The 6,588-nt window shown below is 67.3% G+C and carries 7 protein-coding genes; 5 read left to right on the forward strand and 2 right to left on the reverse strand.

What is annotated here, in order from left to right; all coding sequences use genetic code 11:
- The first annotated feature begins 1 nt into the window (after nt 1).
- Both ACXMYJ_RS20740 and ACXMYJ_RS20745 read left to right on the forward strand, forming a co-directional pair.
- Nucleotides 2–754, forward strand: coding sequence for a 3-hydroxyacyl-CoA dehydrogenase (locus tag ACXMYJ_RS20740; protein ID WP_460358720.1), 753 nt, complete (start codon nt 2–4; stop codon nt 752–754).
- A 60-nt stretch (nt 755–814) separates the two neighbouring features.
- On the forward strand, nt 815–1,807 hold the full coding sequence (locus tag ACXMYJ_RS20745; protein ID WP_460358721.1) for an NAD(P)H-dependent flavin oxidoreductase: 993 nt from the start codon (nt 815–817) through the stop codon (nt 1,805–1,807).
- 101 nt (nt 1,808–1,908) lie between these two features.
- Here ACXMYJ_RS20745 and ACXMYJ_RS20750 read toward each other — a convergent pair whose 3' ends face one another.
- Nucleotides 1,909–2,040: a hypothetical protein gene (locus ACXMYJ_RS20750; RefSeq protein ID WP_260754814.1), complete on the reverse strand. Its 132-nt coding sequence runs from the start codon at nt 2,038–2,040 to the stop codon at nt 1,909–1,911.
- A 104-nt stretch (nt 2,041–2,144) separates the two neighbouring features.
- A complete protein-coding gene (locus tag ACXMYJ_RS20755) occupies nt 2,145–2,711 on the reverse strand; it encodes a DoxX family protein (protein WP_460358722.1) in 567 nt (188 codons plus the stop codon).
- 154 nt (nt 2,712–2,865) lie between these two features.
- On the opposite strand from ACXMYJ_RS20755, the gene ACXMYJ_RS20760 reads away from it, so the two are divergent.
- Genes ACXMYJ_RS20760 through ACXMYJ_RS20770 form a run of 3 tightly spaced genes read left to right on the forward strand, consistent with a single transcriptional unit; the run spans nt 2,866 to nt 6,461 of the window.
- The gene (locus ACXMYJ_RS20760) at nt 2,866–5,154 is read left to right on the forward strand and encodes an MMPL family transporter (RefSeq protein ID WP_460358723.1); all 2,289 of its coding nucleotides are present in this window, start codon (nt 2,866–2,868) and stop codon (nt 5,152–5,154) included.
- Nucleotides 5,147–5,851 carry a TetR/AcrR family transcriptional regulator gene (locus tag ACXMYJ_RS20765; RefSeq protein WP_460358724.1) on the forward strand — a complete coding sequence of 235 codons (705 nt, stop codon included), beginning with the start codon at nt 5,147–5,149 and terminating at the stop codon, nt 5,849–5,851. Before ACXMYJ_RS20760 ends, ACXMYJ_RS20765 begins: the two co-directional genes overlap by 8 nt.
- Entirely contained in the window at nt 5,832–6,461 is a 630-nt protein-coding gene (locus tag ACXMYJ_RS20770) for a class I SAM-dependent methyltransferase (protein ID WP_460358725.1), read from the forward strand. The genes ACXMYJ_RS20765 and ACXMYJ_RS20770 overlap by 20 nt, the downstream gene beginning before the upstream one ends.
- Nucleotides 6,462–6,588 lie beyond the last annotated feature (127 nt).

A 6,588-nucleotide genomic window follows, 5' to 3' on the forward strand; every position in this document is an offset into this window, starting at 1 on the left:
TGTGGAGATCAAAGACGCCGTAGCCGTCGTCACCGGAGGTGCTTCCGGTCTCGGTCTGGCGACCACGAAGCGGCTGCTGGACCGGGGCGCCTCGGTGGTGGTCATCGACCTCAAGGGCGAGGAGGCCGTCTCCGCGCTCGGCTCGCGCGCGAAGTTCGTCGAGGCCAATGTCACCGACCCGGAGCAGGTGAGCGCCGCGCTGGACGCCGCCGAGGAGATGGGCCCGCTGCGTATCGACGTCAACTGCGCGGGCATCGGCAACGCCGCCAAGACGCTGGGCAAGGACGGCCCGTTCCCGCTCGACGGGTTCAAGAAGGTCGTCGAGGTCAACCTGATCGGCTCCTTCAACGTGCTGCGGCTGAGCGCCGAGCGGATTGCCAAGACCGAGCCGATCAACGGTGAGCGCGGCGTCATCATCAACACCGCGTCGGTGGCCGCGTTCGAGGGTCAGATCGGCCAGGCGGCGTACTCGGCGTCCAAGGGTGGCGTCGTCGGCATGACCCTGCCGATCGCCCGTGATCTCTCGCGCGAGCTGATCCGCGTCTGCACGATCGCGCCGGGACTGTTCAAGACCCCGCTGCTGGGCTCGCTGCCCGAGGAGGCGCAGGCGTCGCTGGGCAAGCAGGTGCCGCATCCCGCGCGCCTGGGCGACCCCGACGAGTACGGCGCCCTGGCGGTGCACATCGTCGAGAACCCGATGCTCAACGGTGAGACGATCCGCCTCGACGGCGCGATCCGGATGGCGCCCCGATGAGCGCTTGCGCGAAGAGCGAGGAGCACCGATGAGCGCTTGCGCGAAGAGCGAGAGGCACCGATGAGTCTGAAGACGAAGTTCACCGAGACGTTCGGGGTCGAGCACCCGATCGCTCAGGGCGGTATGCAGTGGGTGGGTCGCGCGGAACTCGTTGCAGCCGTGGCGAATGCAGGGGCGCTGGGTTTCATCACCGCGCTGACACAGCCGACGCCGGCGGACCTGGCCAACGAGATCGCCAAGACGCGGGATCTGACCGACAAGCCGTTCGGGGTCAACCTGACGATCCTGCCGGCGATCAACCCGCCGCCGTACGACGAATACCGTCAGGTGATCGTCGACGCAGGTATCAAGATCGTCGAGACCGCGGGCTCCAACCCGGCGCCGCACCTGCCGATGTTCCACGACAACGGCATCAAGGTGCTGCACAAGTGCACCTCGGTGCGGCATGCGGTCAAGGCCCAGTCCCTGGGTGTGGACGGCATCAGCATCGACGGGTTCGAGTGCGCGGGGCATCCGGGTGAGGACGACGTGCCCGGACTGGTGCTGATCCCGGCGGCGGCCGACAAGATCGAGATCCCGATGATCGCCTCGGGCGGGTTCGCCGACGGGCGTGGTCTGGCCGCGGCGCTGGCGCTGGGTGCCGACGGCATCAACATGGGGTCGCGCTTCATGTGCACGGTCGAGTCGTGCATCCACCAGAACGTCAAGGAAGCGATCGTGGCCGGGGACGAGCGGGGCACGGAGTTGATCTTCCGCAGCTTGCACAACACCGCGCGGGTGGCGTCCAACGTGGTCTCGCGTGAGGTGGTGCAGATCCTCGCCGAGGGCGGTCAGTTCGAGGACGTCAAGGATTTGGTGGCCGGAGTACGTGGCCGCAAGGTGTTCGACGACGGCGACATCGACGCCGGCATCTGGACCGTCGGAACCGCCATGGGCCTGATCAACGACATCCCCACCGTCGGCGACCTGGTCGCCCGCATTGTCGGGGAGGCGGAGGATCTGATCTCGAACCGTCTCGCAGAAATGGTCATGCCTGCAGCGCAGCGGGTGTGATCGCCGGATCGCCCGGACGCACCTCGGGTTCGCCCGAGGTGCCCGGGCGTCGGGCAAACTCGATAACGCAGGGACGCGCGCCCGTGAGGGCGCGCGTTCTTTCACACCGCGGTGGGCAGAACCTGCTCGTCGTCGAGCTGCTCGGAGGTCAACCCCTCGACCAGGACATCGCCGTGGTAGAGAGCGTCGAAATCAACCTTGATGACATCAGCACTGGTGTCGTCGATCCACATGTACTGAACAGTAACCACGGGCTCTAAGGAATCTTTGAGCCTCGTATCGGAAAACTGTGGCAATTCTTACCGCCGGGTAGGTTCGTTGCCTACCGGCGGGTAGCTCACGGTCCCGCCGGTGCGGGTGGTGCGGTGAAGTGGATCGGATTGACGCCGTACAGCGCGACCCAGGTCAGTACGGCGACGACGAACGCGAGTGCGACCAGCGCCACCCTGACCCGGGTGGACCAGACGATGCGGCTCAGCATGCGATGGTCGACGGAGTACCGGCCCGCGCCGGTGAAGATCAGCGTGGCCGCCCCGAGGCCGAGCAGGAACGGCACGTTGAACGGTTCGGACCAGAACGCCGCGCCGGACACATTGACCGCCCAGGCGCACAGCATCACGCCGAGTGCGGCGCAGCCGGCCAGCGGCGTGAGCACGCCAAGCAGCAGTGCGATGCCGCTGATCGTCTCGGTGGCGGTGACCATGAACGCCGCGAACGCCGGCAGCCGCCAGCCGGCGTCGCCCATGAATTGCACCGTCATGGGGAAGTCGGAGACCTTGATCAGGCCGGCCTGCAGGAGGGCCGCGCCGATGCCGAGGCGAAGGATGAGGAGGCCGACGTCGGCGGAGCCGGCGATCGGGCTGCTGTCGGCGGAGCCGGCGATCGGGCTGGGGCGTTCGGTCATCGACGCTGACGGTAGCGGGTTGCGGGGCTTCCGGGTGGGCTTCGTGCTCATGAACAGGTTGACCGCATGCGGTCGCGGAATTCATCGCCGACCCGTTGACCGACTGAAGTTACCGCTGATAACTTAGCGGCGATAATCCTGGGGAAGGGTCACCGTGCTGCACCGCATCGCTTCACTGGCCATCGCGGCACCGCGCCGCGTTCTCGTCATCGCACTGCTGGTCATGGTGGCCTGCGGCATCTTCGGCGCGCCGGTGGCCCGGCACCTGTCGGCCGGTGGCTTCCAGGACCCCACGTCGGAGTCGGCGCGCGCCACCCAGGTGCTCGTCGACAAGTTCGATCAGGGTGACATGGAGATGCTGATCAGCGTCACCGACGACACCTCGGCCGAGGGCGCTGACAGTCCGTCGGCACGCAGCGTGGGCACCGACCTGGCCGACCGGTTGGCGGCCTCCCCTCACGTCGTATCGGTGACGTCGGCGTGGACGGCCCCGCCTTCGGCGGCTCCGGCTCTGATCAGCGAGGACGGCAGGACCGGGCTGATCGTCGCCGGGATCACCGGCGGTGAGAGTGAGGCGCAGAAGCACGCCAAGGCGCTGGCCGAAGAGTTGGTTTACGACCGCGACGGCGTCTCGGTGAACGCGGGCGGTGTCGCGATGACTTATGTCCAGATCAACGCGCAGAGCGAAAAAGACCTGCTGATGATGGAGTCCATCGCGATTCCGCTGAGCTTTGTCGTGCTGGTCTGGGTGTTCGGCGGCCTGCTCGCGGCCGCGCTGCCGTTGGCGGTCGGTGCGTTCGCGATCCTCGGGTCGATGGCGGTGCTGCGCGCCGTCACCATGGTCACCGATGTGTCGATCTTCGCGCTGAACTTGACGATCGCGATGGGTCTGGCGCTGGCGATCGACTACACCCTGCTGATCATCAGCCGCTACCGCGACGAGCTCTCCGAAGGACACGACCGCGATACGGCGCTGGTGCGCACCATGATGACCGCGGGCCGCACCGTGCTGTTCTCCGCCATGACCGTCGCGCTGTCGATGGTGGCGATGGTGCTGTTCCCGATGTACTTCCTGAAGTCGTTCGCGTATGCGGGCATCGCCGTGGTCGGCTTCGCCGCGGTGGCGGCCATCCTGATCGCACCGGCGGCGATCGTGGTCGCCGGGGACCGGCTCGACTCGCTGGATGTGCGGCGCCTGTTCCGGCGGGTGTTCCGCCGGCCGGAACCGGTGGCCAAACCGATCGAGCAGATGTTCTGGTACCGGTCGACGAAATTCGTGATGCGGCGGTCGATTCCGATCGGCGCCGCTGTCGTCGCGCTGCTGCTGGTGCTGGGCGCCCCGTTCCTCGGCGCCAATTGGGGATTCCCCGACGACCGGGTGCTGCCGGAGAGTGCCTCGGCGCGCCAGCTCGGCGACGAACTGCGCACCGACTTCGCCGTCGACTCGTCGACCAATGTCGTTGTGGTGCTGCCCGACACCGAGGGTCTGCACCCCGAAGCGCTCTACGATTACGCCGCCGAACTGTCCCGCGTTCAGGACGTGTCCTCGGTGTCCTCGCCCGGCGGCACGTTCGTCGACGGGGTCAGGGTGGGTCCGCCGTCGGCGGCCACCGGAATCGCCGACGGCAGTGCGTTCCTGACCATCGGAAGTACCGCGCCGTTGTTCACCGATGCGTCGGAGGTCCAGCTGGACCGGTTGCACGGCGTCGCCGCGCCCGATGGCCAGCAGGTACTGCTGACCGGCCTGGCTCAGATCAACAGGGACAGTTCCGACGCCATCACCTCGCGGCTGCCCACCGTGCTCGGCGTGATCGCAGCCATCACGTTCGTGTTGCTGTTCCTGCTCACCGGCAGTGTGGTATTGCCGCTGAAAGCGTTGGTGCTCAACATCTTGTCGTTGACCGCTGCGTTCGGTGCGCTGGTGTGGATCTTCCAGGAAGGTCACCTGGGCGCGCTCGGAACCACTCCCACCGGGACCCTCGTCGCGACCATGCCGGTGCTGTTGTTCTGCATCGCGTTCGGTCTGTCGATGGACTATGAGGTGTTCCTGGTCTCCCGGATCCGTGAGTACTGGCTGGCATCGGGCTCGACGACCGCCGAAGGCAGCGACGAAAGCGTGGCGCTCGGACTGGCACGCACCGGCCGGGTGGTCACCGCCGCGGCGCTGGTCATGTCGATCTCGTTTGCGGCGCTGATCGCCGCCCAGGTCGCGTTCATGCGGATGTTCGGGGTCGGTCTGACCCTGGCGATCCTTGCGGACGCCACGCTGGTACGGATGCTGCTGGTGCCCGCGTTCATGCATGTGCTGGGCCGATGGAACTGGTGGGCGCCGAAACCATTGGCGAAATTGCATGAACGCATCGGGTTCAGTGAGACCCTGGACGACGTGGGCGTCCCCGCCTCGCGCCCGGAACCGGTCGCAACCGGGAAAGAGAATGGCTGATCCGAACGCGTCACCGCGCCGCCGGCACCGCGCACCCCGCGGCGCCGGTGATCAACTGCGCACTGAGATCCTGGACGCCGCAACCGAACTGCTGCTCGAAACCGGAGACGAGAAGGTGGTCTCCATTCGGTCCGTGGCCGACCGTGTCGGGGTCACACCGCCGTCGATCTACCTGCACTTCGCCGACAAGACCGCTCTCCTGCACGCGGTGTGCAGCCAATACTTCGAAAAACTCGACGAAGAGATGCAGACCGTGGCCGGTGCGTACGTCTCGGCGTTCGACGTGTTGCGCTCCCAGGGCATGGCGTATCTGCGATTCGCGATGAAAACGCCCGTGCTGTACCGGATCGCGATGCTCGGGCATGGCAGCCCCGGCAGCGACGTCGACCTCGCCCTGAACAGCTCGGCGTTCGGGCACCTGCGCGCGACGGTGCAGGCGCTGATCGCCGAGGGGATCTACCCGCCGGGGGACCCGACGCGGCTGGCGCTGCAACTGTGGACCGCCGTCCACGGCATCGCGGCGATGCTGATCTCCCGCCCCTACCTGCCCTGGGGAGATGTCGAACAGTTCGCCGACGGCCTGATGCGGGCGGTGTGCTGCGGTCACGTCATCTCCGGGGCGATCAGGCCGGACGACTCACCGCAGGACATCATGACCTGGTTGAAAGGGGTGGTTGATGAGCGAAACCGTGGATAACCCGTTCTTCGCGCGGCTGTGGACGGCGTTGGCCTCGCGTGAACCCGAATCGCTGCGCGCGATGCGCCGCGCGAACCTGGCCGGGCTCAGCGGACGAGTCCTTGAGGTCGGGGCGGGCACGGGATCGAACTTCGCGTTCTACCCCGACACCGTCACCGAGGTGGTGGCCGTGGAACCCGAACGCCGGCTGGCCGCGGTTGCGCAGCAGGCGGCTGTCCGCGCGACGGTGCCTATCGTGGTGAGCACCGACGTCGTCGAACGGTTCGCCGACGCCGAACCGTTCAACGCCGTGGTCTGCTCGCTGGTGCTGTGCTCGGTCGATGACCCGGAAGCCGTTGTGGCCCAGCTGTTCTCCATGCTGCGTCCGGGTGGACAGCTGCGCTACCTGGAACACGTGGCGGGAACGGGCGCCCGCGCGCGGCTGCAGCGGGTCGCCGACGCGACGCTGTGGCCGCGGCTGCTCGGCAACTGCCACACCCACCGCCACACCGAAGACACCATCGTCGGCGCGGGATTCCGCGTCGACGGGGCCAAGCGGGAGTGGGCGTTCCCGAAGTGGGTGCCGACGCCGGCGGCCGAGTTCGCGATCGGGGTCGCGGTCCGCCCCTAACCTCGATCTTTCACGTGGCGGGTAGTTGAGGTCTTTTCGTGGCGTGGGTGGGCGGTTCTGACGTGGGCGGCCTGGGGTTCCGGCGTTGCGTCTCGCCGGTGCTCCTGGGTCCTTTGCTCGTCGGAAT

It is taken from the genome of Mycobacterium sp. ZZG, from assembly GCF_054786995.1.